The organism is Neorhizobium alkalisoli, assembly GCF_007829835.1.
GTDB lineage: Bacteria > Pseudomonadota > Alphaproteobacteria > Rhizobiales > Rhizobiaceae > Neorhizobium.
Map to the genome: position 1 here is coordinate 17,471 of NZ_VIWP01000012.1, position 26,972 is coordinate 44,442.

General features: G+C 59.6%; 25 protein-coding genes. 16 read left to right on the plus strand and 9 right to left on the minus strand.

From position 1 onward, the window contains the following. Positions 1-286: 286 nt before the first annotated feature. Positions 287-1,729: a metal-dependent hydrolase family protein gene (locus tag FHW37_RS28385; protein WP_145642590.1), complete on the minus strand. Its 1,443-nt coding sequence runs from the start codon at positions 1,727-1,729 to the stop codon at positions 287-289. A 440-nt stretch (positions 1,730-2,169) separates the two neighbouring features. On the opposite strand from FHW37_RS28385, the gene FHW37_RS28390 reads away from it, so the two are divergent. The 4 genes from FHW37_RS28390 (at position 2,170) to FHW37_RS28405 (ending at position 7,269) form a co-directional block, all read left to right on the plus strand. Next, entirely contained in the window at positions 2,170-3,309 is a 1,140-nt protein-coding gene (locus tag FHW37_RS28390; RefSeq protein WP_145642592.1) for an alpha/beta hydrolase, read from the plus strand. Between the two features lie 224 nt (positions 3,310-3,533). Next, positions 3,534-4,052 (plus strand): DUF1269 domain-containing protein, encoded by a 519-nt coding sequence (locus FHW37_RS28395; protein WP_145642594.1) that lies wholly within the window; start codon positions 3,534-3,536, stop codon positions 4,050-4,052. A 136-nt stretch (positions 4,053-4,188) separates the two neighbouring features. Further along, entirely contained in the window at positions 4,189-6,000 is a 1,812-nt protein-coding gene (locus FHW37_RS28400) for an SLC13 family permease (RefSeq protein WP_145642596.1), read from the plus strand. Between the two features lie 225 nt (positions 6,001-6,225). Continuing rightward, positions 6,226-7,269 carry an AI-2E family transporter gene (locus tag FHW37_RS28405; RefSeq protein ID WP_145642598.1) on the plus strand — a complete coding sequence of 348 codons (1,044 nt, stop codon included), beginning with the start codon at positions 6,226-6,228 and terminating at the stop codon, positions 7,267-7,269. Here FHW37_RS28405 and FHW37_RS28410 read toward each other — a convergent pair. Next, positions 7,266-8,948 carry an alpha/beta hydrolase gene (locus FHW37_RS28410; protein WP_145642773.1) on the minus strand — a complete coding sequence of 561 codons (1,683 nt, stop codon included), beginning with the start codon at positions 8,946-8,948 and terminating at the stop codon, positions 7,266-7,268. The genes FHW37_RS28405 and FHW37_RS28410 overlap by 4 nt on opposite strands. A gap of 97 nt (positions 8,949-9,045) precedes the next feature. Continuing rightward, positions 9,046-9,354 (minus strand): hypothetical protein, encoded by a 309-nt coding sequence (locus tag FHW37_RS28415; protein WP_145642600.1) that lies wholly within the window; start codon positions 9,352-9,354, stop codon positions 9,046-9,048. Positions 9,355-9,597: 243 nt separating this feature from the next. Here FHW37_RS28415 and ureG point away from each other — a divergent pair, with 243 nt between their 5' ends. Further along, a complete protein-coding gene (gene ureG / locus FHW37_RS28420; protein ID WP_145642602.1) occupies positions 9,598-10,209 on the plus strand; it encodes an urease accessory protein UreG in 612 nt (203 codons plus the stop codon). Positions 10,210-10,583: 374 nt separating this feature from the next. On the opposite strand, the gene FHW37_RS28425 is transcribed toward ureG, so the two are convergent. From FHW37_RS28425 to FHW37_RS28435, 3 genes are all read right to left on the minus strand, one after another. After that, positions 10,584-11,201 (minus strand): ParB-like protein, encoded by a 618-nt coding sequence (locus FHW37_RS28425; protein ID WP_145642604.1) that lies wholly within the window; start codon positions 11,199-11,201, stop codon positions 10,584-10,586. Beyond that, entirely contained in the window at positions 11,198-12,805 is a 1,608-nt protein-coding gene (locus FHW37_RS28430; RefSeq protein ID WP_145642775.1) for a SulP family inorganic anion transporter, read from the minus strand. The genes FHW37_RS28425 and FHW37_RS28430 overlap by 4 nt, the downstream gene beginning before the upstream one ends. A gap of 271 nt (positions 12,806-13,076) precedes the next feature. After that, positions 13,077-13,535: an Lrp/AsnC family transcriptional regulator gene (locus FHW37_RS28435; RefSeq protein WP_145642606.1), complete on the minus strand. Its 459-nt coding sequence runs from the start codon at positions 13,533-13,535 to the stop codon at positions 13,077-13,079. Positions 13,536-13,664: 129 nt separating this feature from the next. Here FHW37_RS28435 and FHW37_RS28440 point away from each other — a divergent pair, with 129 nt between their 5' ends. Further along, positions 13,665-14,498: a PhzF family phenazine biosynthesis protein gene (locus FHW37_RS28440; RefSeq protein ID WP_145642607.1), complete on the plus strand. Its 834-nt coding sequence runs from the start codon at positions 13,665-13,667 to the stop codon at positions 14,496-14,498. 44 nt (positions 14,499-14,542) lie between these two features. Here the strand turns inward: FHW37_RS28440 and FHW37_RS28445 are convergent, their stop codons facing one another. Beyond that, a complete protein-coding gene (locus tag FHW37_RS28445; RefSeq protein ID WP_145642609.1) occupies positions 14,543-15,709 on the minus strand; it encodes a serine hydrolase domain-containing protein in 1,167 nt (388 codons plus the stop codon). A 16-nt stretch (positions 15,710-15,725) separates the two neighbouring features. Continuing rightward, a complete protein-coding gene (locus FHW37_RS28450; RefSeq protein WP_246690971.1) occupies positions 15,726-16,847 on the minus strand; it encodes an MFS transporter in 1,122 nt (373 codons plus the stop codon). A gap of 177 nt (positions 16,848-17,024) precedes the next feature. Here FHW37_RS28450 and FHW37_RS28455 point away from each other — a divergent pair, with 177 nt between their 5' ends. From FHW37_RS28455 to FHW37_RS28500, 10 genes are all read left to right on the plus strand, one after another. Then, positions 17,025-17,921, plus strand: coding sequence for a LysR family transcriptional regulator (locus FHW37_RS28455; protein ID WP_145642613.1), 897 nt, complete (start codon positions 17,025-17,027; stop codon positions 17,919-17,921). Between the two features lie 353 nt (positions 17,922-18,274). Further along, complete coding sequence (locus tag FHW37_RS28460; protein ID WP_145642615.1) at positions 18,275-18,937, plus strand: response regulator transcription factor; 663 nt, start codon at positions 18,275-18,277, stop codon at positions 18,935-18,937. After that, positions 18,934-20,301: a sensor histidine kinase gene (locus FHW37_RS28465; RefSeq protein ID WP_145642617.1), complete on the plus strand. Its 1,368-nt coding sequence runs from the start codon at positions 18,934-18,936 to the stop codon at positions 20,299-20,301. The genes FHW37_RS28460 and FHW37_RS28465 overlap by 4 nt, the downstream gene beginning before the upstream one ends. An 88-nt stretch (positions 20,302-20,389) precedes the next feature. After that, positions 20,390-21,073, plus strand: coding sequence for an MtnX-like HAD-IB family phosphatase (locus FHW37_RS28470; protein ID WP_145642619.1), 684 nt, complete (start codon positions 20,390-20,392; stop codon positions 21,071-21,073). A 14-nt stretch (positions 21,074-21,087) separates the two neighbouring features. Next, a complete protein-coding gene (locus FHW37_RS28475; protein WP_145642621.1) occupies positions 21,088-22,500 on the plus strand; it encodes an aspartate aminotransferase family protein in 1,413 nt (470 codons plus the stop codon). 4 nt (positions 22,501-22,504) lie between these two features. Then, positions 22,505-23,458, plus strand: a complete 954-nt coding sequence (locus tag FHW37_RS28480; protein WP_145642623.1) for an arginase — start codon at positions 22,505-22,507, stop codon at positions 23,456-23,458. Beyond that, positions 23,455-23,799, plus strand: a complete 345-nt coding sequence (locus FHW37_RS28485) for a permease (RefSeq protein ID WP_145642625.1) — start codon at positions 23,455-23,457, stop codon at positions 23,797-23,799. The genes FHW37_RS28480 and FHW37_RS28485 overlap by 4 nt, the downstream gene beginning before the upstream one ends. Continuing rightward, positions 23,796-24,608, plus strand: a complete 813-nt coding sequence (locus FHW37_RS28490; protein ID WP_145642627.1) for an alpha/beta hydrolase — start codon at positions 23,796-23,798, stop codon at positions 24,606-24,608. The genes FHW37_RS28485 and FHW37_RS28490 overlap by 4 nt, the downstream gene beginning before the upstream one ends. Next, positions 24,592-25,764 carry a GNAT family N-acetyltransferase gene (locus FHW37_RS28495; protein ID WP_145642629.1) on the plus strand — a complete coding sequence of 391 codons (1,173 nt, stop codon included), beginning with the start codon at positions 24,592-24,594 and terminating at the stop codon, positions 25,762-25,764. The genes FHW37_RS28490 and FHW37_RS28495 overlap by 17 nt, the downstream gene beginning before the upstream one ends. Next, positions 25,761-26,171 carry a DMT family transporter gene (locus tag FHW37_RS28500; RefSeq protein WP_186458450.1) on the plus strand — a complete coding sequence of 137 codons (411 nt, stop codon included), beginning with the start codon at positions 25,761-25,763 and terminating at the stop codon, positions 26,169-26,171. The genes FHW37_RS28495 and FHW37_RS28500 overlap by 4 nt, the downstream gene beginning before the upstream one ends. On the opposite strand, the gene FHW37_RS28505 is transcribed toward FHW37_RS28500, so the two are convergent. Continuing rightward, positions 26,161-26,967, minus strand: coding sequence for a MipA/OmpV family protein (locus FHW37_RS28505; RefSeq protein WP_432442911.1), 807 nt, complete (start codon positions 26,965-26,967; stop codon positions 26,161-26,163). The genes FHW37_RS28500 and FHW37_RS28505 overlap by 11 nt on opposite strands. Positions 26,968-26,972: the final 5 nt, after the last annotated feature.

The following is a 26,972-nucleotide window of genomic DNA, read 5'->3' on the forward strand; positions in this document are numbered from 1 at the left end:
TTGTGAGGGAAGCTCATTTTTTCAGCAGTTGCAACCTTGGCGATGGAGCGGAGGTGGATTGCAGGCGGATATCATTAAGAAAATCCTACACCTGCGTCGCGCTCGCCGCGCGAACAGAAATGCCGATTGCTTCGGCTATCAGTATATCAGGGGATATTTCGCGGCTCCTGTCATGACCTGCTCGTTCGCAGGCCGCAAACTGGAATTGTGCCGGGATGAACCATCCCTCCGATCTGACCGGCAGCCGGGAAGCGATGCCGCGCGCTGTCTGCCGGAATCTCGAAAATCAGAGGGTGTTCTTGTGAACGTGACCATCCTTCATGATCAGCGAGAAGTTCTTTTGTGGATCCTCGATCAGGGCGAGGTTTTCGACCGGATTGCCGTTGACGACGACCAGATCGGCAAGGGCGCCGTTCTCGATGACGCCGAGCTTGCCGGCATAGGGATTGCGCAGGTTGGAAAGCGCAAGCAGCTGGGCGTTGCCATAGGTCGCCATCTGCAGGGCCTCGGCGTTTGAGTACCAATTGCCGAGATGAGTGAGCATGACGTTCTGCCGGGGCCCGAGTTCGGGCGAAAAGAGCACGTCCGAGCCCCAGGCGGTCTTGATGCCGAGCTTGCGCGCATACTGATACAATGCCGGGGTACCCTTGAAAATCTGCTCCGCCCGCTCTGCGCCAACGCCGCTTTGGGATGCTGCATCCGCCATCGTCAAAAACGGCTGGGTGCTGAGCCATGCACCTTTTTCGGCGATCATGATCGCTGTCTCCTCGTCGATCAGATGCGCGTGCTCGATGCAGGATATTCCGGCCCGCAGCGCGCGCTGTACGGCGCGCGGTGTGTAGGCATGGACTGCGATATAGGTGTTCCAGTCGGCAACGACGCCGACGGCATGCCGAAGGTCTTCCTCGCTGAAAGTCGTCATATCCAGTGGGCTGCGCGGTGACGAGACGCCTCCGCTGCCGACGATCTTGATCTGCGATGCCCCCCGCAGAAGCTGCTCGCGTATCCGAAGCCGCAAGTCGCCGACCGCATCGACGACGGCAGCACCACCCATGAGTTCGCTGCCGCTCAACTTACCGCCATCCCTTGGAATCTCGTTGGGAAGACGCAGATCTCCGTGTCCGCCGGATGTGGTGATCATGGCGCCGGACGGATAGATCCGTGGTCCGGGCACAATCCCGGCATCGATTGCCTGCTTGAATGAAAAGACAGGTCCGCCAAGGTCCCGAACGGTTGTGAAGCCGCGCATCAGGGTGCGCTGAGCTTCTGCAGTCGATGCAGCGAAAATGATGCCGGGATCTCCACCAAGAAGCTGATTGAGCGGCACTGCCGCGAAGATCGTATGCCAATGCGCATCGATCAGGCCCGGTATGATCACCCCGTCCCGGCAATCGATAACCGTCGTACCCTCTGGCGCCGGCGCCCGCGTACGGTCCACGTAGGCGATCTGGTGATCGATTACCAGCACCTGCACATTGCCGACGACCGTGCCAGCCTTGCTGTCGAACAGACGCGCGTTGGTCAGCAGCGTCTTTATCGGCTTGGCTTGCGTCTGCGCGATGCCGCGTGCCGGGATCGCGCCGGCTATCGCGGTCGCCGCCAGCCCGGAAAGGAGGCCACGTCTGGACAGGGCTTCCAGCCGATGTGCCGCTCTCTGCAGGTCCGGTGTCAAGCAGCCGCAACCCGCATCGTGGACGAGGTGGCGATACTTACTCCCTATCCGCAGCATGGCTCTTCCTCTCTGGTTCCGCTGATAAAGTTTGCCGATTCAGACCCCGGCGAGCGGATGCTCTCTGGAATGACCAGAGGAATGGGGCGACGACGACGAAATCGCGAAGAGCCAACGTCGAAGTGACGATCGTGGCTACCGGGCTCAATCCTGCTGTTCCTCAAGACAAGGGCGGTTCGAGATCGGGCGTCTGACATTGCCGAGCATGAGGCAGGCCATCTCGATCCGACGGTACGAGATTAGCCCCGCGACTGGATAAGTCATGAGCTGAAAGTCCCGAAACTGGGCACCCCGTCCCGAAGTTGCAGGTGGCCTTTGTTTCTACTGGACAAAGGCTTGACCGCGCTAAAAGTCCTGCCGAGTATAACATTCGCCCAAGACTGATATTGACCGCCCAATGGAAGACATAGCTCGATGCCGTGACGTGTGGAGGTAAGGAAATGCGCTGGCAAAACCTGCTTGCGCTCGTTGTTTTCCACTCTGGACTGATAGCTTGCACCACGCCGCAGACGGGACTTCTCGGCATCGCGCCGCCTGCCGACAATACCGACCGGATCGCCCTCATCGCGGCGACAACCCGTGCGCCGGTGGACAACCCCGGCATGCTGTTCGGCGGCGATCGGGGCGATGCTGTCGCCTATAGCCGGATCGTCGTTTCCATTCCGCGCGATCGCAAGGCCGGCACGGTACAGTTGCCGCGGCAGATGCCCGGAGACGCGAAACGGGACTTCGTTGCCACGGCAGTGACGTCCATCAGCCGGAACGACATCGCGAACGCCTTTCGCGCCGATGGGGCGCACAGGCGCCGCGCCTTCGTTTTCGTACACGGTTATAGCACGACGTTTGATCGGGCCGTTTTCCGCTTTGCGCAGCTGGTGCATGATTCCGATGCCAAAGCGGTGCCGATCCTCTTTTCCTGGCCGTCCCGAGGACAGTTCCTCGATTACAAGCGCGATTTTGACAACGCGTCCTACTCACGAAGCGATCTGGCAAACCTGCTGGAGGCGTCCATCGCCAGCCCCTCCATCGATGAGGTCGTGGTGCTGGCGCATTCAATGGGGGCATGGCTTGCAGTCGAAGCCCTCAGGCAGGTCGCTCTGAAGCGCGGCGGGGTTCCCGCCAAGGTCACCAGCCTTATTCTCGCATCGCCCGACCTTGACGTCGGCGTCTTCCGTCGGCAGGTCGAAGACATGGGGCCGAGGCGCCCGAAGATAACGATCTTTGTGGCGCGAAATGATCGCGCGCTGCAGCTTTCGCAATTCATTTCGCGCGGCGGTGCGCGGCTTGGCAGGATCGACCTTTCGCAGGAAAAATACCGGCAGGCACTCTCCGACCTGAAGGGTATCACGGTTCTGGATCTCAGTGCTCTCAGTTTGGGCGACCGGGTCAATCACGCACTTTATGCGACCAGCCCCGAAGCCGTACGGCTGATCGGGGACCGGTTGTTGCAGGGGCAGGTGATCACCGATGCCGATGTTTCACGTCCGGCGGTGGCGATCGACGCGCTGGGCGCCGCGGCGACATTTGTCGTCACCACCCCCATTCTGATCTTCGATACGGCGAGCGGTACGCGACACTGACCGCCGTGACCAAGGCAAGCGAGCGTCTTCGCGAGCATAATGGGACAAGCAGCGCAGTGTTGGGATTCGCCGCTCATCCGAGCCGCGCCGTCAATTGATAGCATCGAGGAGAATGGCCGACATCCATCCGACCCGGACTGTATGTGGCCGGCAATGTCCATGCACCTGGGGGTGAGGTTCGGCGCATCCCGCGTGATTGGCTTTTCACTGGAAGGATCTCGATTATGAGCGACCTGGTTTTCATCGCATTCCCGACGGAAGAGAAGGCGGAAGAGGTGCGTCAGAAGGTATTATCGCTCCAGCGGGAATATCTCATCGAACTCGGTGATGCCGTCGTCGTCGTCAAGAACGAAAAGGGACAGATCAAGCTCAATCAGCTCGTCAACCTGACGGCACGTGGCGCCCTTTCGGGTGCGTTCTGGGGGACCTTGATCGGAGCGATCTTCCTGATGCCGCTTTTCGGAACGGCAATTGGCGCAGCGTCGGGCGCGCTTGGCGGTGGACTGAGCGACGTCGGGATCAACGACGAGTTCATGAAAGATGCTGCCGGTGCATTACAGCCGGGAACGGCGGGGCTCTTCCTTCTCGTGCGCAAGATGACGACCGACAAGGTTCTTGCCGATCTTAGGGGCGTCGGTGGCGAGCTGCTAAAAACCTCGTTCGATGAGACGAAGGATGCGGTTCTGCGCGAGGCGCTTTCTGCCGCTCAGGCCGAAGTCGAAGCGGCCCCGGCAAACGCATAACCCAGATCACATGCGAGGGCTGCTTCACCATCCGATCTCCGGCGGTCGTTTATACTTGGAATGGTGGTCGATCTCGGCCAGGCGAATGATACCGCTGCGATGTGGGGGAGCCTGGCTTATGAAATAGGGATGAAACGTGACCGCCATTCAGAGCATCGGTCTCATCATCGTTGCCACAGTAGCCCTGTTCGCGTGGAACAGGCTGCCGGTGATTGTCGTCGCCTGCGGAGCGGCGCTTGCGCTGTGGGCCACGGGCCTCGTCACCCTGGATCAGGCCCTTGCCGGCTTCGGCGATCAGGCAGTCCTTTTTATCGCCAGCCTTTTTATTGTGAGCGCCGGGCTCGAAAGAGCGGGCGTGACGACATGGGCCGGCCAAATTCTCGTAGCTTGGGCCGGCAGGGATAACAGGATCCGGCTTCTCCTCATCCTGATGATCACTGTCGGATGCCTGACCTCGCTCATCAGTGGAAGCGGTGCCGTCGCGGCGTTGATGCCGGTTGCCGTGATGGCTGCAGCCAGGCTGGGGCAATCACCTGCGCAGTTGCTGATGCCGCTCGCATATTCGGCCCATGCGGCATCCAATCTGCTTCTGACCGGCGCCCCAAAGAACTTCCTTGTCTCAGAGGCCCTGGACGATGCAGGCTTCAGAGGGTTCGGTTTTGCGGAATTTGCGCTTGTCGGCATTCCGCTCTTTGCCGGCACCGTGCTGATCATTCTTGTTTTGGGCAAGTACCTTCTTCCCTGGAAGAACAATGTGAGATTGCCTGCCGATTTCAGCCGGCATGCTCAGACCCTCGTCGAGCATTACGGGCTGATGGGTGGCCTGTTCCGTCTGCGTATCCGGGAGAGCTCCCCGCTTGTCGGTTTGCCTGCAGATGAAATCGGGTCTGGAAATTTGAACGACGTTCAGGTGATGGCCGTTCAATCTTCCGCGTCCGGACTGCCTGTTCGGGATCGGGCGATGACGCCGGGGGATTACCTGCTTGTGCGGGGCACTGCCGAAGCCGTCGTGGACATGGCGTGCCGGCTGCATCTGGCCATTCGCGAGGATGCCTCGGCGGCAGGTGGCCATCCCGCGTTCAATCGCCGCTCGGGACTTGCCGAAGTGATGATCCCGCCGCGCTCCGGTCTGATCGGGCAGCCGATGTATCCGGGCCTTGCGACCGAAAGCGGTGACCTGGTCGTACTGGCGGTGCAGCGAGGCGGAGACGAGATCGACTATACGAAGCCCGAACTCATGGCGGGAGACACCATTCTTCTTGAGGGAAGCTGGGAAGCTCTCGATCTGCGCCTGGATGATCCCGACGTGCTGGTCGTGGATTCGCCCGAACTCGTGCGGCGGCAGGCCGTGCCCATGGGGCGGGGGGCAAAGATCGCTATCGGAACGGTGATCGCCCTTGTTTTCATGCTGGCGACCAATGTTGTGCCGCCGGCCGTGGCGGGTATTCTGTGTGCCGGCATCCTGATGTCCTGCGGGGTGGTCACCGTCGAGCAATCCTACCGCTCCATTCACTGGACCACGGTCATCATGGTCGGCGCGATGATGCCGATCTCCACCGCAATGATGGTATCCGGCGCGGCGAAATTCGTGGCGGACGAGCTCGTGTCGGTCGTCGGTTCGGGCGGGCCGACGGCACTGCTTTCGGGCCTATTCCTGCTCGCGGCTTTTCTCGGCCAGATCATGAGTAATACCGCCACGACGATGCTTGTCATTCCGATTGCCATAGCGGCGTCGGCGGGCATGCACATAGCGCCGCAGCCGGCCCTTATGTGCCTCAGCATCGCCGGTTCCGCATCCTTCATGACACCGATTGCCACGACAACCAACATGATGGTGATGGGCCCCGGCGGCTACCGGTTCGGCGATTATTGGAAGCTTGGCACCCCCCTAATGGTCTGGTTCTTCATCGTGGCGGTTTTCATTGTCCCGATGATCTGGCCGTATTAGCGATTTCCGCTGATATGACGGAGCTTCGATCACGATGCTCGATTAGAGACTGTGCGCCTGTTCCGGGGACAGGCAGCGCATTGTCCGCTCGGCAATATTTGCGGATGATGCTATCCCGCCTACAGATCCTTGGCAAAGGATGGAGCGCTGGCTTTGTTTCATGGATGACAGCCACCATCCTTTGCAGGTGAAAATCATGAAGGGCGCACAAGGAGCATCGTCCTCATGAACGACCGAGCGATAGCCGCCATGTTTTTCATCATAGCAGCTATCGCGGTGATCTCGGCGCTGCAGATTGCGGCAGCTGTCTTCGCGCCCGTTGCCGGTGCGCTTTTCATCATCGCGCTCGTCTGGCCGTTTCAAAACAAGCTGCAGCGCGTCCTGCCTCGGTTGCTGGCGCTCGCCTTGGTGGTTGGGCTCATCATTTGCGTGTTTGTCGCGCTCACATCTATCGCCGCCTGGGGATTTGGGCGTATCGGCCGCTCCGTTGTTGCGGACGGGGCAAGGTTTCAGGCCCTTTACGGTCAAATGGCCGAATGGCTGGAAGGGCATGGCATCGTCATTGCGGGCGTATGGGCCGAACATTTCAACGTCGGCTGGCTTCTCCGGATGCTGCAGGGCGTGACAAGCCGGTTGAACACGACGATTTCGTTCTGGGTCGTCGTGATCATCTATGTCCTGCTCGGCTTGCTTGATACCCAAGCCGTTTCCGTGAACCTCCGTCAGGCCCTGGCCACCGAAACGTCCGATGCCATAATACATGGCGGCAATCTGACCGCGGCCAAGCTGCGACGCTACATGCTGGTGCGAACGATCATGAGCATTGCGACAGGCACCTTGGTCTGGGCTCTTTCTGCCGCCTTCGGATTGCGCTTTGCTGCCGAATGGGGCGTGATTGCATTCACGCTCAACTATATTCCCTTTATGGGACCGTTCGTAGCGACCCTTCTGCCGAGTGCCTATGCCCTTGCTCAATTCGGATCACCTGAGGCGGCCATCCTCATCTTTGCCGGCCTCAACGTCATCCAGTTCATCATCGGCAGCTATATCGAACCGCGGGTTGCCGGTTATGCGCTGGCAATGTCTCCCGTCCTCGTACTGTTCTCCGTTTTTTTCTGGTCCTATGTCTGGGGCGTTTTCGGAGCCTTTATCGGCGTCCCGATCATGATCACCGTCTTGACGTTCTGCGGGCAGTTTTCATCGACGCGCTGGATCGCGGAGATCTGCGGTGCGCTAGAAGAGCCACAGGCGGAGCAGTTGCCGGGCTAATCGGCGGATATGTTGCTTATTGACCGCTGTTCAGTCAGGTGATGGGCGAGCCTAGTGATTTCCTGCGGGCTCCACCCTGGAAGATCAGCCACGAGAAGCCAGGCTCTCAAATAGTGTTCCGGCGCGAAAACATGGCCAAAACCCATCGGCGTGGTATTTGCCGCCATCATATCGACCGCGAGCTGCAGCATCGTCACGATGGGAAACCATTGCAGCTGATCGCTGACATCCGGGCCGCGCGGTGCTTCCATCCAGTCGGGTTGCCGATAGAGGTCGCGATAATCGAAAAACGTAATCGCATCGCTGGCGTGCTGCAGATAGACGATCCGCATTGGCCCCCATGGCGCTTCAGCAAGTGCTGTCGTGCCATTCTGGTTCATGAAACGGAATGTCGAGCCATCGCGGAATTGCGGCAGCCATGCGGGCGATCCGGCATTGCGCGCTTCCGTGACCTGGCGCCACACCCTGCTTGCAAAAGGCGGGCCACTCCATAAAGCGCCCTGGATCGGATCGGCGAGAACTTCGAAAAGCTCGGCTGAGCGTTCCGAATTCAAGGCGCCGAGACTGAGCCCGTGCAGATAGAGCTTGGGTCGGTGGGAATGGGGCAGCGTTGTCCAGTATTGGTAGATCTGCGCGAACAGCGCCTGCGCCGCCTCCTCGCCATAGTCGGGCTCGACCAGCAGGGAAAGCGGGCTTGAAAGATAGGAATATTGTACCGCGACGCTCGCCACATCGCCTCGGTAAAGATACTCGATTGTGTCGATTGCCGCGGGATCGATCCAGCCGGTTCCGGTCGGGGTGATGACAACAAGAATGGAGCGCTCAAAGCCGCCGACGCGCTTGAGTTCCTCGAAAGCCAGTTTCGCGCGTTCCTTTGCATTGCCGCCGGATCGCAGGCCTGCATAGACCCGTATCGGCTGCTGTGCCGCCTGGCCCGTGAATTTTGCGATGTCGTCTGCGCTCGGTCCGGACGAAACAAAGCCGCGTCCGGTCCGTCCGAGCTCTGCCCAGGATATAAGCGAGGCCGGGCTGCCGGGCTGGAGCGGAGATGTGGGCTGATCCTGGTCCGGCTCGAACATGACGTCAAAGGCCGCAAAGGATGAATCGAGGACATGTAGCGCGTAACGGATCAGGAGGCCGTTCGCGACTGACCAGAACAGTACGATCCCAAGCGAAAAGCCGATTACGCGTGAAATCCGGGGCGGAAGGATGCGGTCGGCCTTGCTGGAAATCAGATTGACGACAGCCAGGAACAATCGGGTGAGCATCAACAGAGTGATGAACGCCAACAGGGCGATGACGCCGATCTCGATAGGATGGGCACTACCGACGGGCTCCATATCCATCCGCTCACGAATGGAGTTTTGCCATCCGGTGGTTTTGTACAGAAACAGCATTGCCAGCGGCAGGCAGATGGCGAACGCGCCAATCTTCATGATTTTCCGATAGCGGTCGCGCGGTTCGCGAAGTTGCATGTAGCGCCATAACCAACGCCAGGCGACGCCGAGGCCATAACCGATGGCAAAACAGCCTCCAGACAGCCCGCCCTGCATCAGCAGGCTCCGGGGAATGAGCGTCGGGGTCAGCGAGGCTACAAAAAAGATCGTGCCGAGAACGAGGCCGCCGGCCGAAAGGGAGCGCAGCAACCGCAGAGCGCCTCCAACCATGTTCCGTCTCATCGAGAATGTCGGCATGTCGGCAAATGGTCACTCCTTCAATCACGTGGGGGAATGTTCGGTTGTCAGGAGCTGCTTACCCCGATTCCTCGAAGAACTCCTATCGGCGACGCAATCGATGAATATCGACAACCCGGCCGGTTCGCGAACTAAGGCCGATCTCGAAGCGGCTATTGCCACGGGTTGCGTGATATACGAAGACCCGTCCCCTGCAGTCGATGCGGCGTACATTGCGGAATCCGCGGTTTTGAATAAGCCGCTGCCCCTGCCCGCAGGTGATCGCGCGTCCGGAATTGAGGTTGGAACCGACCTGAATGTTTATCGATAGGGCATAGGCCGGCGCAGGCAGCGATACCGGCAATATCAGGCTGAGTGCCAAAGCACATGCCTGCCACGTGTTCTTGCGCATTGTCGTTCTCCTTTGATGAGAAACACTGCGAAGATAGGTTGGGCATTCGCCGCCCTGTCAAGTTCGCGCCTTCGGTGCGTCAGGATTAGGGACGGGATGCCTATTTCATGGACATTTTGGTCAGCCTGCTCCGTATACAGGGCGGTCCACAGTGCTTTAAAAAAGGTGGCGGGCACAGCTCTGCATCTTCCCGCGTAACCAGAGGTCTGCCCTTCTTGTCGGATTTCAGAACGGGAGCTTCCGATGTCATCGAAGAATGGTCCCCTCCGTGTCGGCATCGGTGGGCCTGTCGGCTCTGGCAAAACCGCGTTGACGGAAAAGCTCTGCAAGGCCATGCGCGACAGATACTCGGTTGCCGTCGTCACCAACGATATTTACACTAAGGAGGACGCCGAGGCTCTGGTTCGCATGCAGGCACTGCCGTCCGAGCGTGTTGTCGGTGTCGAGACGGGTGGCTGCCCGCACACTGCCATTCGCGAGGATGCATCGCTCAATCTTCAAGCTATCGCCGACCTCAACCGGCGTTTCCCCGAGCTTGACATTATCTTTATAGAGTCGGGTGGCGATAATCTTTCCGCGACGTTCTCGCCCGATCTTGCCGACCTAACGATCTATGTCATCTCCGTCTGCCAGGGTGAGGAGATCCCGCGTAAGGGAGGTCCTGCGATCACGCGATCCGATCTTCTGATCATCAACAAGATGGATCTCGCCCCGCATGTGGGGGCTGATCTCGACGTCATGGAGCACGATGCCAAGCGAATGCGGGCAGACCGCCCTTTCATCTTTTCAGACATGAAACGCGGTGATGGCGTTGCCTCCGTCATCGAATTTCTGCAGGTGCAGGGTGGCTTGTGATCAGATCAGTTGTCATAGTTGATTTAGATAGGTCGCCAATGGGGATGCGGCAGCCGAACATGACCATCTGCCAGCGGTTGGCCGCCTGAGCGAATTGCGTTCCACGGGTTTAATCTATGTCGTTCGGTTTTTGCAAATCGAGGACAGGGCGACAACGGGAAAGTGAAGATCTCGACAATCCGCCCATGCGTCACGGCGCACTATGAATTGCAGATTTCGATGTACCCTTGGTTTTTAGATAATATTAATTTATTTCAATGCGTTATAAACGAAATCAGGGTTGCGGCGGTTCACATCCGTTCAAAAGCGAGGAAATTGGGTGTGGGCAGATTTAGCCTACCCGTAACTCTCGGATATTGGCAGGTGCGGCACGATCAGTCCGCAATCCCACACCAGCCCGGCAGGAACTTTGCGCCCGCCCCGTGGGCAAGCTTCAGCGCATCCTGTGTAGCTCTTTCGAAATCCTCATCGACCCGTTTCGCATCGACCCTGGTTCGCAGGAAGTCCGCCCACATGAATTCGCTGAACGGTGTCGTGTCCTTGGCGAAGCCGCCAGCTCGCCGCACTGCGCCGGCGAGCGAACGGTATGCATCGTCGGTGAGGTCCGCGACCGCCTTCGGCAGGTCACGCCAGGACCGTCGTTCGCCTTTTGCATCGAACGGATACATCCAGCGCCGGTGATCCATGACTGTCCAGAATTCCCGCTTCTCCAGATGGCTGAGATCGAAAACGATGCTGGTCAGCACGTGCACGACGCCTTCCTCCTGCAGTGCCCGAGCAAGGTGATGGTTATCGATGAGATATGGTCGCTGTTTCGGTCCGATCACGACCGGGACCATATGGCGTCCGAGGAACTCCGGACCGTTCTTGCTCGCATGCGCGCGCCATTGCAGGCGTTTGTTTGCAACTTCACGAAATCCAACGGTCATTTGGGTCGGACGCAATTCGTCGATGGCGACCGGCTGTAGTTGCGGTTCGTAGGACGTCGTCATTTCTGGTCTCCCTGATCGGCTAGCAAGGCATTGACCGCGTCGTCGACACTGTAACTGACATGGGCGAGAACAGAGGGTTCGGCAAGCCCGATCAGATCGCGAACGCGATCATGCATCCTTGCATATTGCAGGCGTCGTCCTTGCGAGCGGATGAGCGTGTCGAATTCCAGAAGCGCATCGAGAGCGGTGCTGTCGAGATCGAAGCTCTCCTCCAGGCTGACAATGACCGATGTCGCTCCGGGAGCCCTGGCGATCCGTGCGGCAGTTTCGGTCAGGATCGCATCAGCATTGGCGAAGAATAGCGGCTGAGCCGGCCGCCAGATCGCTACACCGGCGATTGGGCTGGCATCGGGGTGGCGCGCGACGTCGACAAAATCATGTCCCTTGCCGACCCTGCCGAGCGCGGCCACATAGGGTGTGGAGAGCTTTCGCAGCAGGGCTGCCAACGACAGGACGACAGCCACCACGATCCCGTTGACCACACCGAAGATGATCACGCCGAAGGCCGCCGCCAGCGCGATGACGATATCATGCTTCAGCCTGAACAGTCGGAGCAGAGGGCGAGGATCGAGCGCGTGGGTGAGCGCGGCGATGACGACCGCGGCCAGCACGGGCTCGGGAAGTGCCTCGACCAGTCCGCCACCCAGTATAATGATCAGCATCAGGCCAAGGCCCGCGACCACAGCTGTTAATCGGCTGTCGGCGCCTGCTGCCTCGCTGGCTGAACCGGCGGAGAACCCGGCGCCGACCGGCATGCCCTGGACCATGGCGCTGGCAAGGTTCGCTACACCAAGTGCGCAAAGCTCACGATTTGCAGACACTGGTTCGCCATGCCGCAACGATAGTGAACGTATCGTACCCCAGGATTCGGCAAACAGAATGAGCACCAGCGGGAATGTGTAGGGTAGCAGCTCCCGAATCTGGGCCCATTTCACGCTCGAAAATGTAGGCCAAGTCAGAGACATGGAGATAGAGCCAACCAGAGCCACTCCATGGGCCTCGAGGGCGAAAAGCTTCGTGAACGCAATGCCCGCGCAGAGCACGATAAAGGCGCCTGGCAGGAAAGGATAGCGGCGTAGCGCCAGAAGGGCGACGAGGGCTGTGCATCCGACCGTGACGCTTGTGCTGTGCCATTGTTGAAAAGTCGAAGCCAGAGCAAGGAGCTGCTCGCCTATATTTCCGCCGGGCGCACCAATGCCGGTTATCAGTGGCAATTGCTTGACAATAATTGTGATCGCCAGCCCGAAGGCGAAGCCGCGCAACACTGGCCGCGAGATGAAGCCGGCGAGATTGCCGAGGCGCAACATACCCGCCGCGATGAACAACAGACCGACAATCGCAACCATCAACGTTACGAGGACCAACTTGTCTGCCGCCGATCCCGGAAGGGCCGCGATCGTTGCCGCAAGAATGGCAGCGGAAGATGACGTCGGCGAGACGATCGCGAAACGACTGCGACCAAAAACGCTATAGGCAAGGCATCCGGCTATCGCAGCGGCAAGTGCATGCTGTGGCGCCAGCCCCGCAATACCGGCATAGGCGACAGCTTCGGGAAACATCAGTCCGGCAACAGACAAGCCTGCGACGAGATCCCTTGCTCCCACTGCCGAACTCCTCAGACCCCGGGCACTCCTCGTGCCGGATGTGACGGCCTTTGAAGCGGCCCTGGTCACCTCCTGACAGTCTATCTCCGGTCTTGGGCTCTGAACAGCGGTACGATCGGTTGGCGATCATCGCACTGGTAATTAACGTAGCGACCGAAAATGCTGGCAATCGCTACAGAGATGGGGCGTTACCAGACATCAATGCGCAAGGTGCCGCACCAATGCCGTCAGCGAGGCTAGATGGTGTAGTGGGTGACTTTCAATGAGATCCCTATTGCTCGTTCAGAAATGGCGGCCGGCGTGGGCGCACCGGATTTCCCTTCACGATGCTGGTATTCGTGCGAGCCTTGTCGTGAAGCGGATCTAGCAACCTGTTCAAATCCTGTATGTCTCGCAACACCATGCGCGCGATGAAGCAATCGTCGCCGGTAACCGTGTCGCATTGAACGACCTCCGGTGTTTCCTGCAATGCGCGTTCAACAATATGAAGTTTGCCGGGTAGCGGCTCGATCCTAACGATCGCTTCAAGCGCGTAACCGAGGGATTTTGCGCTCACATCTATCGTGAAGGCCTCGATGATGCCTTCGTCCTCAAGCCGTCTCACTCGCTCCCTTGCCGCTGGTCCTGTAATGCCTGCGCGCTTTCCCAGGTTTTGCTGGCTTGCCCTGCTGTCCTTCAGCAGTTCATCGATAATTGCGCGATCGCGCGCATCCAGCGCTACTTTCTTCATTGCATCCCCTCGGAGAAATGGCTTTCAAAATGAAACACAATTTGGCGTCATGGTTTCTATAGGGACAGTACTTAATCCATACAAACCGCTATCGTGCATGGCCAGATGCAAGCATGAAAGGCGTGATATATGCATATTCACAGGATCGCGGCGTTCACAGATCGGGGGCAGGGTGGGAATCCCGCCGGTGTCGCTCTATCCGAGCAACTGCCATCAGCCGAAGTGATGCAGCAGGTTGCGGCGAAGGTTGGCTATTCGGAGACGGTCTTTGCTTGCCCGAATGGCGATGGCTCTTGGCGCGTCAGATACTATTCGCCCGAGGCAGAAGTAGCGTTCTGCGGTCATGCGACAATAGCCCTGGGCGCGGTTCTTGGCCAAACAATCGGCCCGTCCAGCTATCCGCTTGCTCTCGCGCATGACAATATCGAGGTCTCTGTGGAGAACCGGAACGGGGTGTGGGTAAGCGTTCTGCGCTCGCCGCCAACCCGAAGCGCTCCGGCAAACTCGGCGCTCATGGCCGAAGCACTCGATCTCTTCGGCTATACCCATGGCGATCTCGATCCGGATCTTCCACCACGCGAGGCAAATGCCGGCGTCGATCATCTGATAGTTCCGCTCGGATCACGGTCTGCTCTGTCCCGGATGGACTATGATCTGGATCGCGGGCGTCGCTTCATGCGAAGCCACGGTATTGGAACGGTTGCGTTCGTATATCGGGAGAGTGGGGCGCTTTACCATGCGCGCAATGCATTTGCGATCGGTGGGGTCCTCGAAGACCCGGCAACGGGCGCGGCCGCAGCGGCCTTCGCCGGAATGCTACGCGATCTCGGGGCGATTGAAGGTAGTTTGATCACCATCCGCCAAGGCGAGGATATGGGCGAGCCGTGCCGGATCGAGGTCGAGCTTACGACTGTAGCGGGTTCGCCGGTGAATGTCCGAGGCACCTCCCGGGCGATCGTTTGATCGCCCGGCTGCCAGCCACAGCACTGTAAACGCCCCAGTGTCTTTTAGTTCGGCTTGCCGATTGCAGCGTAGATTGCACGGCTGAGATCGGCAGAGAACCGGCCGGCGCCGGACATCCCTTCGAACGCCGTGTTTGTCAGAGCGACCGCTGTCAGACCGTTCTGTGGATCGCTGAACCAGCTGTGGCCGTAAGCACCGCCCCAGCGCCAGGTGCCGGGCGGCTCAGCCGTTCCTGCCAGCTTGCTGTCACGCAATATGGAGAAACTGAGACCATAACCCAGGCCGGGCGAGCCTTCGATTTCGATCCCGGCAATCTGGTCGCGTGCCATTTCGGAAGTGTGCTTGGCAATCATCAGCTCTCCGCCGCCTTGTCGCAATGTCTCTATGAGCCGCAATATTTCGGATGCCGTGCCCACCATGCCGGCGCCCCCCGATGGAAAAGCCTTATGCTCGAACACGCGCGCCGGATCCATGGTGACGCTGGCCATTCCCGGGAGGAATGGTAGGCAATCCGGTTCGAGCATGCGGCGCGGTTTCGCTGTGTCGTCGGCGTATGCCGCAGCGAGCCGGGATATGTCGGACAGCGTGAAGCCGGTGTCCTGCAAGCCAAGCGGTCCAGTCACGAGATCCCGCATGGCTTCCGGTAGGCTGACGCCGGTTGCGGCCTCGATCACCGCGCCCGCAACATCGATACCCAGCGAATAACGGAACGCCGATCCGGGTTCGAAGACAAGTGGAACGCCAGAAAGGCGATCGATGTTCTGCGAAAGCGTCAGGTCCGTGCGATCCATGCCGTCGGATACGCCGGCCTGCGCAAGTGGCCCACCTTCCGGCTCGAAGAAGCCGTAGCTCAGTCCTGCGCTGTGGCTGAGCAGATGACGCAGCGTGATGAAAGCGGGCTTGTCCCGGAAGGTTGGGGCGAAGTTCGGCAGCCATTCGGTGATCGGTCGATCAAGATCCAGCTGCCCGCGTCCGACCAGGGCCATGACTGCGGTGGCGGTGAAAAGTTTCGAGACGGAGGCCAACCGGAAGATTGCGTCGGTGCGCATCGGAAGACCGGCTTCCCTGTCGTCGAAGCCTGTCGCTTTTGAATAAATTGTTTCGCCACCAAGCGAGACGAGGACGACGGCGCCGACGATGCGTTCGGCTGCGATCGCGCCACCGATGACGGCGTCGAGGCGCGATACGATCGAAGAATGGGATGATGTCACGGGAGTTTCCTTTGGATCAGATACGGGTAGCCGGCGGGAAGGCATGTCTGCGGGCGCAGAGGGTCGTGATGAAGGCCGGCACGAGGAGGATCAGGAGCGTAGGGGCAAAACCGCCGACTCCGGTCTGTTGAAGGACAAGCCCGCCGACGATGCCGCCGCCGGCGATTGCCAGGTTCCAGGCGGTGACCAGCATCGACTGCGCGACATCGGCAGCATCACCCGTGGCATTCAAGAGGGCAGTCTGGAACAGCGTGGCGGTACCACCGAAGGCAAGGCCCCAGATTGCAATCGCGCTGTAGATGACGGTCGGATTCCTGCCCCATAGCGCTAGCGCTAATGCGCTAAGTCCAAAAAGGGCGATGCTGGCAAGCGACAGGGCGCGCAGCCGACGGTGGATAAGCCCACCGACGACCCAGATACCCGCCAGCGCTGCCAGACCGAAAACCAGAAGGGCTAGATCTGTACGTGCAGCCATGCCGGCCGCAGCGAGAAATGGAGCGATATAGGTGTAGAGAATGTTGTGGGCGAGGATATAGGCAAAGGTGACGAACAGCACCGGGCGCACACCGGGCAGGGCGAAGACCTGGCCAAGCCGGTGGCGATGGCCCGCTGGTTGCCCTTCGAAGTCCGGCACCTTTGCCATGACCCAGACAATCAGCAGCAGCGTCAGACCGCTGATAAGACCAAAACAGGCGCGCCAGCCGATCAGCGCTCCCAGAAAAGTGCCGGCCGGGATGCCGACCGATAGAGCGATTGGCGTGCCCGCCATCGCAACGGCGATGGCGCGTCCCTTGAGGGCCTCCGGCACCATGCGTGCCGCATAACCGGCGAGCAGTGCCCAAAGCAGGCCGGCCGAAACACCCGCAAAGAACCGCGCGATCATAGTCACCAGATAGGAAGGGGAGATGGCCGTCACCGTATTGGCGATAGTGAACCCCATGACAGCAGCAAGCAGAAGCGGTCGCCGACGGATGCCTTGCGTTGCCGCCGTCAACGGGATCGCAGCGATGAGCGACCCGGCCGCATAGATCGCGACCATCTGGCCGACGAGCGCATCCGATATGGCGAGCCCTGCGCCGATCTGGGGCAACAGGCCCGCAGGCAGGGCTTCAGTGAGAATTGTGATGAATCCGGCCATGGCGAGCGCAAGCAACCCGGATAAGGGAAGGCGTCTGGGCGCGGAGGGATTAGCGGTGAGTTTGGAGGATATGGGTGCATTTGTCATGGGTCGACAATATGACGGTCGCCATGTCGGGAAAATAATGCCAGTGTTCCGATAATATCGGACACTTATGTCCGCAAAAGGAACTAACGCATGGAGCACCTCAGCGCGCTGAATGCCTTCGTCCAGACGGCGGATGCCGGCAGTTTTGCCGGAGCCGCCACCCGGCTTGGCATCTCGTCTTCCGCAGTCGGCAAAGCTGTTGCGCGCCTGGAGCAAAGGCTTGCCGTCCGTCTGTTCCATCGCTCCACGCGTTCGTTGACGCTGACGGCGGAAGGATCATTGTTCCTTGATCGCTGCCGGCGCATATTCAGTGAAGTCGAAGCCGCCGAGTTGGAGCTGTCGCAGATTCGTGAAGCGCCGCGTGGACGACTGCGGGTCAGCCTGCCGCTGATCGGCATGTTGATGATGCCCGCAGTTATGTCTTTCATGCGCGCCTATCCAGAGATCGAGCTTGATCTCGATTTTACCGATCGGCTGGTGGATGTGATCGATGAAGGTTTCGACGCCGTGATCCGGACGGGTGAAGCCCGGGATTCACGATTGATGATGCGCCGGGCAGGCAGCTTTTCCCATCGGATCGTTGGCTCACCGGGCTATCTCGCAGCACGCGGCGTGCCTTCCGCACCTTGCGATCTCTTGGTCCATGCCTGTCATCACCATAAATACCCCTCGACCGGCAAACTGGAGCTCTGGCCATTGGTATCAAAGAGCACCGATCCCGAACTTGTTCTTCCCGTGGCCTCCGTGGCGAGCACGCTTGAGCCACAGATCTATCTTGCGGAGGAGGGCTTCGGGCTTGCCTGTCTGCCACAGTTCGCCATCTGGCAACAGCTTCGTCGGGGGACGCTTGTCAGCGTGCTGGATGACTATCTGAAGGATGTTGGTGCTTTCCACATCCTCTGGCCGGCAAGCCGGCATCCTTCGCCTAAGGTATCCGCATTTGTTTCCTTTATGGCCGAGAACCTGTTGCGCGAGCCGCCCGTGTAAAACCTCCGCAGTGGCCGAAGCATCGGCGGTGCTCGGTGACATTTTCTCGGCAGAGACCGTTGCCAATTGAAGGCATAGTTCGCTCAGGACAGGAGGATTTGGAACAACGTCCATAGATTTCCCACCTCTCAATCGCATCCGGGGTGAACCGCTGATTGCAGTGATCGAGCCATACCGGAGCCTCCCCGGACATGGTTTCGTGCCTCAAAAAATGGCCGGCCTCAGGCGTGATTGCTGCTTCAGCAAAGCTTGGTTACGTCAGGTATCTGATGACGAACACGTATTTTCCGCAATTGTGTCGCTCTTTTTTCTACGTAACGAAATATGCGAACGTGATTTTCCGGAGAGAATCTATGCGGCTACTCATTGTCGAAGACGACAAGATACTTGGGTCGTCTTTGAAACGTGCCTTCGAGAAGCATGCCTACGGGGCCGACTGGTTCCGTGAGGGGCGCTCGGCGATCGAGGCCCTGCGCGATAGCGACTATGCCGCGATCGTGCTCGACGTGAACCTGCCGGGAGGTTCGGGGCTGGAGATCGCAAGCAAGCTGCGACAGCAGGGAAACGATATCCCAATCCTCATGCTGACGGCTCTGGATGGCATCCGTGATCGAGTCGCTGGTCTCGATCAGGGTGCTGACGATTATCTGACAAAGCCTTTTGATCTCGATGAGCTTCTGGCCCGTATCCGCGCGCTTTTACGGCGGCGGCAGGGGCGGGGTGAGACGGTTCTCCGCTGCGGCGAGGTCGAGCTCGATCCTTCTGCGATGGTGGCCCGAAAGTCGGGACAGCAGTTGCATCTGCCGGCCAAGGAATTTCATCTGCTGCGGCTGCTGATGGAGCGCAGCGGCCGCTATGTCACCAAGGCTGATATTGAATATGCGCTTTACGACCTTAGTGCCTCGGTCGAAAGCAACACGATCGAGGTGACGATCTACAGTCTGCGCAAGAAACTCGGTTCCGATTTTATACGCTCGATCCGCGGTGTCGGATATATGGTCGACCGTACGCCATGACGCTTAGCCAACGGCTCTTTCTCCGGATTCTTCCGACAATCATCGTGACGATCGCCATCATCGGCTTTTTCGCCTACCGCAGCGCCACCCGCGAAATCGACAATATCTATGACGCGCAGCTGATCAATGACGCCAACGTCCTGTGGTCTCTGCTCAGGCGCCCGTTGACCACGTCCGAGCCGCGGCCGGAAATCCGGGTTCCCGATCTCGATTTCACCATGGGCAACCAGCTGGCGATCAACGACGAGGCTGATGATTACGCTGACGCACATTCTTATCGCGCCTGGCGTGGCAATGTTCTTGCACTGGAAAGCAGCAATGCTTTTCCATCCAATTCGAAACAGTTCAAGGCCGGCTTCAGCGATGTTGTATTCGATGGTGAGTCCTGGCGGGTCTATTCACTGACCATTCCGGAAACGGATGTCACCGTCGAGGTGGCCGAGAACATTCAACTACGCGAAACCCTTGTCGGCAATATCCTGACCAATCTCTCCTTGCCGCTGCTGATCCTCATCCCTGTGATCGCGCTGATCACCTGGCTTGCGATCGGTGACGGGCTGAGTGCCATACGCCATCTTGTCCTACAGATTCGCAGTCGTAATCCCGAGGATCTTGCGCGCATTCCCAACGCCGCTTTGCCGGGAGACCTCGTGCCTTTGGTCGGCTCGCTCAATGTCCTTCTGCTTAAGCTTGAACGGTCACTGGCCGCAGAGCGTCAGTTTTCCGATCTTGCGGCGCATCAGCTGCGCACCCCCCAGGCCGGAACCAAGCTTCTTCTCCAGCTTCTGCAGCGATCCGACAGTGAGGAAGAGCGGAGAGCTTTGATTGCCGACCTGACGGCCAGCAACGAACGCGCCATGCATCTCATCGAGCAGCTGTTGCGGCTATCACGGATTGGGCACCAGACCATAAGGCTTGAGCGGATCACCTTGAACGATCTCGTTGCGGGGGAGTTGGCGGGTTTCGGTCCGACGTTGTCGAATCGCGGTTTTCGCGTGGACCTTGCGGAAAACGGGCAAGCATTGGTGATGACGGATCGCGCATTGCTCAGTATCATGATCGACAATATTCTCGACAATGCGATCAAGTATTCGCCGGACCCGGGTGAAATCGCGATCGGAATAACGCAGTCCGCCAGAGGCTGGGTGCTGTCGATAAGCGATCACGGCCCAGGAATCGCGCCGGAGCTGCGGGCCGCGGCCTTCCAGAAATTCAATCGACTGGATGCCGCAGATAGCGAGGGAGCCGGCCTCGGTCTCGCGATCGTGGCGGACATTGCCTATCGACTCGGCATAGAGATTCGCCTGGAAACACCGGAATGGGGTCATGGTCTCAGGGTCGATCTGGAAATTTCTGCCGCTTGACGCCCGATTTCAGTTTGGCTTCATCTTCGCCTAATCCTGCCCTCAGCCGACGCAGCTAGATGTTCTCCCGCAGGACGGAGAACATTCCATGCATGCATTTTGTGATTTCGACGGAACAATCGCCGTTGAGGACGTGACCGACGCGGTTCTGGATCAGCTCGCCTCTCCGCAATGGCACGAATTCGAAGAAGCGTGGGCCGCGGGCGAGATCACTGCCGCAGAATGCATGCGCGCGCAGATCCCGCTGATCGACGCGACGCCGCAGCAGCTCAACGCCTTGCTGAACACGATGAAGATCGATGCCGGCTTCGTGGACTTTGTCCATTTCTGCCGCAGCAACGAGATCGGCATCACCATCGTCAGCGACGGCGTCGATCGCTTCATCAGCCGCGTCCTTGCGAACCATGGGATAACCGGTCTCGAGATCATCGCCAATCGCATGTCCTATTCCGTGTCGAGCCAGGGGTGTCGCTACCGTCTCGATACTCCATACGCCAGCACCGGCTGCCCCCCCGGTGCTGGCGTATGCAAATGCCGCATCGTCAGGATGCCGGAAGATCATTTCTATGTCGGCGACGGGCGCAGTGATTTCTGCGTCTCGCACCAGGCGTCCATCGTCTTCGCCAAAGCGAAACTCGAAGCCTACTGCCAGCAGCAGGCCATTCCCTTCATCCCCTACGAGGGTTTTGCCGAGGTTCAGCGAACCGTCGCCATGCTCCTCGACGATCCGGCCCGTCGGGTGTCCGTCTCCCGGCTGGCCAGAACCGCATAACAAAGGACATCCCTATGAACGCGCATGCAAAGATCGCAGAACAGTTCGAACGCATGAAATCCGAAGAAGAGCTGCGCAGCCTCGAGGCTGCCTATTGCTCCCATGGTGACACAGTCCACTACACGGAACATCCGAAATTCTTCAACGGCTGTGAGGGATCGTTCCTCTTCGACGAAAGCGACACGCCGTTTCTCGATCTGCAGATGTGGTATTCGGCGGTCAATTTCGGTTACCGCAACGAGCGGCTGAATGCCGCCGCGCATCGCCAGCTGGATCGGCTTCCGCAGGTCGCCTCGCAATATCTGCATCGTGAAAAGGTCGAGCTTGCGACACTGATCGCGCAGGACGCCGAGCGCAAGTTCGGTCGCAAGGGGCGTGTCCATTTCAATGTCGGCGGTTCGCAGGCGGTTGAGGATTCCCTGAAGCTTGTGCGCAACTATACCGGCGGCAAGAGCCTGATGTTCGCCTTCGAGGGCGGTTACCACGGCCGCACGCTCGGCGCGACGGCAATCACCTCGTCCTACCGCTATCGCCGCCGCTACGGGCATTTCGGCGAGCGCGCGCAATTCATCGAGTTCCCCTATCATTTCCGCGGGCCGAAAGGCATGTCGAAGGAAGAGTACGGCCATTATTGCGTCCAGAAATTCGCCCGGCTGTTCGAGAGCGAATATAATGGCGTCTGGGATCCGAAGGCTGGCAAGTCCGAATATGCCGCCTTCTATATCGAGCCGATCCAGGGCACGGGCGGTTACGTCATTCCGCCGATGAACTTCTTCGTCGAACTGAAGAAGGTTCTCGACGAGCATGGCATCCTTCTCGTCGTCGACGAAATCCAGATGGGCGTCTACCGGACCGGCAAGCTCTGGTCGATCGAACATTTTGGCGTGCAGCCCGACGTGCTCGTTTTCGGCAAGGCCATCACCAATGGTCTCAACCCGCTTTCCGGCATCTGGGCGCGCGAGGAAATGATCAATCCGACCATCTTCCCGCCCGGCTCCACCCATTCCACCTTCGCAAGCAATCCGATGGGGACGGCTGTTGCGCTTGAAACGCTGAAAATGGTCGAGGAAGAGGATATTGGCACGTCCGTCATGACAAAGGGTGCGCATTTCCTCGAAGGTCTGAAAGAGCTTCAGTCCAGGCACAAGATCGTCGGTGAGGTCGATGGCCTTGGTCTCGCCCTGCGCATGGAGATTTGCCAGTCCGACAGCTATACGCCCGACAAGGCGACGCTCGACTGGATGTCCGACGAAGGCATGAAGGGCGATCTCATGGTCGACGGCCAGGCTTACGGTCTGGTGCTCGATGTCGGCGGTTACCACAAGAACGTCATCACGCTCGCGCCGAACCTGATGATCTCGCATAGCGAAATCGAGCTTGCGATCGAGCTGCTCGACCAGCTCCTGACGCGCGCCGAGCGGAGATAGGCCGGTGCAGTTGCTGCTTCTGCATCTTGATGATGCGCTGGAGTTGCAACCCGATTTCGTGGGCGCCGCCATGATGGCCGGCGCTCACGAACTCGGCGAAAAGGCCAGTGGCCTCTCGCTGAGGCTCTGGAGTCGAGGCGGCAGTCTCGATGTTCTTGCGCGACGCCTTGCGGGCCTGCCCGCCGCAGGCTCTACCAGGCCAAGGCTCTGCTTCATGGGGTCCGGCGATTTTCATCATGTCACCGCCCTCCTCATTGCCGAGGCGCTGGCCGGTTTCGACCGGCGCGCCACGGTAATCCATATCGATAACCATCCCGACTGGGTCCGTTTCAGCGGCGGGCTTCACTGCGGCTCCTGGGTAAATGCGGCAATCGCACATTCACTGGTCGACAAGGTGATCACGCTCGGCGTTTGCAGCGACGATCTCACCTCACCGGAGCGCAAGGGCGCCAATCTGGACATGCTGGTAAGCGGCAAGCTCGAACTCTATCCTTATGCGCATGCCCCAAGCCGCGTGCGCGGACGGTTCGGCAGCGGCGTGAGCTTTTCGCAGGTTGGTCAGGAAATTCACTGGGCCTGTATGTCGATGCTCGGTGAGGAGAATTTTCTTGATCTCCTCCTGAGCCGGATCAAGACCGAGCTTGTCTACATCACCATCGACAAGGATTGCCTTTCGCTTGCCGACGCGGTCACGAACTGGGATCAGGGCGCGCTTCGCCTGCCTTACGTGCTGCGGCTCGTCAGGGAGATCGGCGCCCGCCACCGGATCATTGGCGCCGACGTCACGGGTGACTATTCGCAGCCGCGTTACGGCGGATCGCTCGCGACGCGGATGCTGAAGCGGGCCGAGATCATCATCGACCAGCCATCGCGGCGGCAGGACATGGCCGCTGCCCGCAATATCAACAGCGCCGCCAACCACGCCCTGCTCGAAGTCCTGTCGGAGGTTCTATCATGAGCTCGCATGCTCTTGCCTTCCTGACGATCGCATTCTGTATCGCGACCGAGGCGGCCCGTGAACTCTGCTTCAAATACGCCGCGACCCGGCCGGGGAGATCCTTCATAGCTGTGCCAGCGACCTGGGCGGGGATCCTGTTCTGGGGTGTCGAGCTTTTGGCCTGGACCACGGTTCTCGCTGTGTTGCCATTGTCGATCGCCTTCCCGCTGATGGCGCTGAGTTACGCCTGCATCGCCATCGCGGCGGCCTTTCTCTTCGGGGAGATGGTTGATACCCGCCGCATGCTGGGGATTGCCCTTGTTGCAGGCGGTGTTGTTTGTGTCGGAGTGAGCGGGTTATGACGGACGGCGCTCCCATCATTTTCGAGGAGGGCACGAATGGCCGCGGCATTCTCCTCGTCCACGGTCTGACCGGTGCCCCGGCCGAGATGCGGCTTGTGGCAAGGCATCTCAACCGGCGCGGATACAGCGTCTTTGCCCCGCTCCTCGCCGGCCATGGCCGGGATGCAGACACGCTTCGCCGTACCCGCTGGGAGGATTGGCTAGAGAGCGTCCATGAGGCGCGCGCCAGTTTTGCCAGCCGGGTCGATACGGTCTTTGCTGCCGGCATCTGCGTCGGCGGCAAGCTTGCCATGATGGCCGCTGCGGATGCGCCGGGGACCATTCGGGCCACGGCCATCTACTCGCCCTGCTTTCACTATGACGGTTGGGAAGTGCCGCGCTATTACCCTCTGCTTTCGGCCAATCTCTGGTGGCTCTCGCGCCTTTCCCTTCTCGGAAGGCTCAATTTTCGCGAGAACGCTTCGCTCGGCATCAAGGATGAGCGGATGCGTCGGCTGATCGCCGGCATGGATGCCGACGGCGTGCTGGAAAGCTTTCCCGCTGCCGCGCTTTTCGAAATGTACGAGCTAGGCCGACGGCTCAAGTCGCGCCTGCCGTCCATGACAACGCCGACGCTGATCGTCCATTCGCGTGAAGATGATCTGAGCGGGCCTGCGCACGCCCGTTATATCGCCGCTCATATCGGCGGGCGCAGCCGTCTCCACTGGCTGAATGACAGCTATCACATGATCCACGTCGACAGGCAGCGTCACCTGGTGGCCGAGTTTACTGCCGATTTTTTTGAGGCTGAATATGCTGCAAAATCTTAAGATCCGGCCGACCGGCCGCCGCGATGCAATCGACCGATCCGGTTTCCATGTGAGCGTCCATGAAAGCCTCGATGCCGTCGGTCGCAGCGACTGGGACGATTGCTTTCCCGAGTGCCTGGAAGGTTATGACTATCTGATGGCCGTCGAAAATGCCGGTCTGGAAGGGTTCAGCTGGCGTTATATCGTCGTGCGGGAGGACGATGCCGTCGTCGCTGCCATGCCGGCCTTCGTCTGCCGCTACGCGCTTGAAACCACGCTGCCGCGCGGCCGGCTGCATCACGTGATCGAATGCGTGCGCACCGTTGCACCCGGTTTTCTGAAGCTGAGCCTTGCATGCCTGGGTTCGCCTTGCACGGAGAATGGCGTGATCGGTATCCATCCTTCGCTTGCAGCGGATAAGCGCGGCCCGGCGATGGCGGCGCTGATCTCCGGTTTCGAGGCGGCGGCCATTGCCGAAGGCTGCAATCTTCTGGCCTTCAAGGATATGCCGCTGCCGCTTGATCCGGAGTTTGCGGCAATTCTGGAGGTTCGCGGTTACGTCGATACCGGCGGAATGCCGACCGCCTGGCGCGATATCGATTTCGTCAGCATAGACGATTATCTCGGCAGGCTTTCGGCCGGCACACGCAAGGATATGCGGCGCAAGCTGAAGGCCGCCGAAAGTGTCACGGTCGAGAGGGTTACCGAACTCGGCGCGCTGGAGGACCGGTTCATGGAGCTTTACCGGCAGACCCGCGAGCGGAGCGAATGGCAGTTCGAGGATCTGACGGATGCCTATTTCACCGGCATTCTCGAACGCCTGCCCGAAAACGCGTATTGCACCGTCTATTCGGTGGATGGCGAAGTGCTGGCCTTCAACCTTCTCCTGCACGACCGCCGGCAGCTGGTCGACAAGTTCTTCTGCATGGATGCCGAGCGTGGCCGGGCCTACAATCTCTATTATCTCAGCTGGTTCGAGAACCTGCGTTATTGCCTCGAACATGGGCTGTGCCGCTATCAGAGCGGTCAGGCCTATTACGGCAACAAGGTCAGGCTCGGTAGCCGGCTCACCGCGAACGCGATGTTCTTCCGCCACACCAATTCCCTCGTCCATGCCTTCCTGAAACGCATCGCGCCGCTTCTTGCCGGCGATGACGGACAGGGCATCCCGTCATGAAGTCGATGCGTGCGGCCTGGCTGCTTGTGCCAATCCTCAATGCCCTGCAGCAGATATTCCTGAAGCAGAGCGCATCGGCTCTTGCGGGCGCACCCGGTGGCTGGCTGGACGCACTTTTCACCTCGCCATGGTTCGCACTTGCGATAGCCGCCGAGATCGCCTGTTTCGGCATCTGGATGACGGTGCTCGCAGAGATGGACCTGAGCGCCGCCTTTCCGCTCTCGGCCATCAGCTATGTGCTGATCATGGGCATTGCGTGGTTCGTCTATGGCGAGCCGGTCACCTGGCTTGAGATGGTGGGGAGCGCGCTTATCCTGGCAGGCGTCTGGTGCATCGCGGGAGCCATGCCGGCCGACAGAGACACAAGCCCTTCGACCTCTGTCGAAGGACGGGACATCAGAACCTGACCGCAAACGACTTGCTTAGCGATATGCCGATGACATTCTGGTTTCGGCTACCGAGCTCGGCGGCAATCGGGCTTGCGGCCGCGTCACCCACCAGCCTGTCGAAGCGGTCATAGATGCCGAAGGTCCAGTCGGGTGTGATCTGGTAGGACGCCGAGACTGTCGCGCCGATCGATTTCAGGCCGCCATCTGCTCCGAAGGCGCGAACCCGGCCGTTGTCGGCGGCCTCTTCCGGGCTGACACCGAAATAACGTTTCATATAGGCGCCGCTGGCAAACGAGAGACGTGGGCCAATCGAAAACGTCCACTTGTCGTCCGGCTGAATAAACCAGTCGGCGCCGAGATCGGCCACCAGCCCGCTGCCGTTCGAAAGCGCCTCGCGAAACTCGCCTCTCAGCCTTAGCGTGTCGGGTATAAGCCAGTATTGGGCATAGACGCCGAGATCGACGCTCCAGTCGATCTTGCGCAATCCCGCCAACCGGCTGTCATCGGCGCTCGATCGGCTGTCGCGAAGGCCGACGACCGGGCCGGCTTCGAAATTTCCGATACTCACCAGGCCATAGTCAAAATTGTCGTCGGGCGCGCTGTTTTCCGCCTTTTCACCGAAACGACGGATGTCGAAGGAGGGCATTCCGCTAAACGAATTTTTGGATGCGCCTGGGAACGACGGCCCATATTCGGCGCTTCCGCCAATGGTCACGATCCAGCCCGGATCTGAAACGACCAATTGCCGATCTGCAGCAAGGCTCGAGGCGCTGTCAAACAGAGACAAAAACGACGGCAAAGCCAGGATATGCACGCATC